This is a genomic window from Nocardiopsis listeri NBRC 13360 (assembly GCF_001570765.1).
Lineage (GTDB): Bacteria > Actinomycetota > Actinomycetes > Streptosporangiales > Streptosporangiaceae > Nocardiopsis > Nocardiopsis listeri.
This window is the reverse complement of record NZ_BCSH01000121.1, coordinates 1-3,544: the sequence shown is the minus strand read 5'-3', so window position 1 is coordinate 3,544 and position 3,544 is coordinate 1. Positions and strand designations below refer to the sequence as shown.

General features: G+C 56.5%; 2 rRNA genes. Both read right to left on the bottom strand.

Annotated features, from left to right (window positions below):
• Positions 1–36 precede the first annotated feature (36 nt).
• A 5S ribosomal RNA gene (rrf, locus tag NLI01S_RS24710) occupies positions 37–152 on the bottom strand.
• A gap of 88 nt (positions 153–240) precedes the next feature.
• Positions 241–3,334 (bottom strand): 23S ribosomal RNA (locus NLI01S_RS24705).
• Positions 3,335–3,544: the final 210 nt, after the last annotated feature.

Below are 3,544 nucleotides of genomic sequence, written 5' to 3'. Positions count from 1 at the left end.
GGGGGCCCGCCAACAAGCGGACCCCCTCAAAAAAAACCGTGGCAGCGACCTACTCTCCCACCCCACCACAGGGCAGTACCATCAGCGCAAAGAGACTTAACGACCGGGTTCGGAATGAGACCGGGTGTGACCCTCCAGCAATAACCACCACGGAAACCACACGACCATCACAACCCCAAACAAGGAGCCACAACAGCCAAGCTTTCGTGAAAAATGTGCGCGAGCAACCCAATTATCTGCAGCGGACAAGCCCTCGGCCTATTAGTACCGGTCAGCTCCACCCCTCACAGGGCTTCCACACCCGGCCTATCAACCCCGTCGTCTACAGGGAGCCTTACCCTCTCAAAGGAGGCAGGAGACCTCATCTCGAAGCAAGCTTCCCGCTTAGATGCTTTCAGCGGTTATCAATCCCGAACGTAGCAAACCAGCCATGCCCTTGGCAGAACAACTGGCACACCAGAGGTTCGTCCGTCCCGGTCCTCTCGTACTAGGGACAGCCCTTCTCAAGTCTCCAACGCGCGCAGCGGATAGGGACCGAACTGTCTCACGACGTTCTAAACCCAGCTCGCGTGCCGCTTTAATGGGCGAACAGCCCAACCCTTGGGACCAACTCCAGCCCCAGGATGCGACGAGCCGACATCGAGGTGCCAAACCATCCCGTCGATATGGACTCTTGGGGAAGATCAGCCTGTTATCCCCGGGGTACCTTTTAGCCGTTGAGCGACACCGCTTCCACACGCCGGTGCCGGATCACTAGTCCCAGCTTTCGCTCCTGCTCGACACGTCCGTCTCACAGTCAAGCTCCCTTGTGCACTTACACTCAACACCTGATTACCAACCAGGCTGAGGGAACCTTTGGGCGCCTCCGTTACACTTTAGGAGGCAACCGCCCCAGTTAAACTACCCACCAGACACTGTCCCCGAACCGGATCACGGTCCAAAGTTAGATGCCCGAAACAGTCAGAGTGGTATTTCACCAACGCCTCCGCCGCCACTAGCGTGACAACATCACCGGCTCCCACCTATCCTACACAAACCATCCCAAACACCAATGTCAAGCTATAGTGAAGGTCCCGGGGTCTTTCCGTCCTGCTGCGCGAAACGAGCATCTTTACTCGTAGTGCAATTTCACCGGGCCCATGGTTGAGACAGTGGGGAAGTCGTTACGCCATTCGTGCAGGTCGGAACTTACCCGACAAGGAATTTCGCTACCTTAGGATGGTTATAGTTACCACCGCCGTTTACTGGCGCTTAGATTCCCAGCTTCGCAAGGGCGAACCCCCACTAACCAGTCCTCTTAACGTTCCAGCACCGGGCAGGCGTCAGTCCGTATACAGCGTCTTACGACTTCGCACGGACCTGTGTTTTTAATAAACAGTCGCTTCCCCCCGCTATCTGCGACCCCACCCAGCTCCAGAGGAAAACTCCTTCACCGGACAGGGCTCCCCTTCTCCCAAAGTTACGGGGACAATTTGCCGAGTTCCTTAACCATGGTTCACCCGAACGCCTCGGTATTCTCTACCTGACCACCTGCGTCGGTTTAGGGTACTGGCCACACACGAACTCGCTAGAGGCTTTTCTCGACAGCATGGGATCACTCACTTCACCAAAAACGGCTCGGCATCACGTCTCAGCCCTCACGGGAGGCGGATTTACCTACCCCCCGGCCTACACGCTTACCCCCGGACAACCATCGCCGGGTAGAGCTACCCTCCTGCGTCACCCCATCACTTACCTACTACAAGCTCGGATCCCAGACCAGCGCATCGGCATCCCCCGAAGGGAACACCAAGAACCGGCGTGGTTAGCATCACCTGATTCGATATTGGACGCTCATGCACGGGTACGGGAATATCAACCCGTTATCCATCGACTACGCCTGTCGGCCTCGCCTTAGGTCCAGACTCACCCTGGGCGGATTAACCTGCCCCAGGAACCCTTAGTCAATCGGCGGCAACGTTTCTCACGTTGCTATCGCTACTCATGCCTGCATTCTCACTCGCACACCCTCCACCACACGATCACTCGGCGGCTTCACCGGATGCACGACGCTCCCCTACCAACCCAAGAAAAATCTTGGACTTCACAGCTTCGGCGGTGTACTTCAGCCCCGCTACATTATCGGCGCAGAACCACTTGACCAGTGAGCTATTACGCACTCTTTAAAGGATGGCTGCTTCTAAGCCAACCTCCTGGTTGTCTGGGCAACTCCACAACCTTTACCACTTAGCACACGCTTAGGGGCCTTAGCTGATGATCTGGGCTGTTTCCCTCTCGACTACGAAGCTTATCCCCCGCAGTCTCACTGCCACGCTTCACTTCACCGGCATTCGGAGTTTGTCTGACGTCAGTAACCTTGTAGGGCCCATCAGCCAAACAGTAGCTCTACCTCCAGCAAGAAACACGTGACGCTGCACCTAAATGCATTTCGGGGAGAACCAGCTATCACGGAGTTTGATTGGCCTTTCACCCCTACCCACACCTCATCCCCCAGATTTTCAACTCTGGTGGGTTCGGGCCTCCACGAGGTCTTACCCCCGCTTCACCCTGGACATGGGTAGATCACTCCGCTTCGGGTCCACAGCATGCGACTCCAACGCCCTATTCAGACTCGGTTTCCCTACGGCTACCCCACCCGGGTTAACCTCGCCACACACCATGACTCGCAGGCTCATTCTTCAAAAGGCACGCCATCACCAGCCACAAGGACCAGCTCTGACGGCTTGACAGCACACGGTTTCAGGTACTATTTCACGACCCCTCACCGGGGCACTTTTCACCTTTCCCTCACGGTACTAGTGCACTATCGGTCATCAGGACGTATTTTGGCTTAGCAGGTGGTCCTGCCAGATTCACACGGAATTTCTCGGGCTCCGCGCTACTCGGGAACACACCAACACCTGGGCTCTTCCTTCACCTACGGGACTCTCACCCACTCCGGTACCGTTTCCCAACGGCTTCAGCTAAAAGAACCACCAGCGCTCCGGGCCGACAGACCCGAAAAGATGCACCCCACAACCCCGCACACGCAACGACTGTCGTCTATCACACGCGCACGGTTTAGCCTCTTCCCCGTTCGCTCACCACTACTAGGAGAATCACTATTGTTTACTCTTCCTACGGGTACTGAGATGTTTCACTTCCCCGCGTCACCACCAACCACCCTATACATTCAGATGGCGGCAACCCGACACAACTCGGGCTAGGTTTCCCCATTCGGACACCCACGGATCAAAGCTCGGTTGACAGCTCCCCGTGGCCTATCGTGGCCTCCCACGTCCTTCATCGGCGCCTGATGCCAAGGCATCCACCGTGTGCCACTATCACTTGGCCACTACAGATAATTAGATGCTCGCGCACACTATTCACAAATCAAAACACCGACCACAAACCCGGACACCTCACACCAGAACCAGACTCGAAAGCCCGACCGGGAGTTCTCCAGGGTGGCAGCGGGAACCAACCCCAACCCACAGGATTGCTTCCTCAGACACCCAACAGCGCGCCCCCTGATGCTTCTAGCCACCAGAGGTCAAGTTCGATT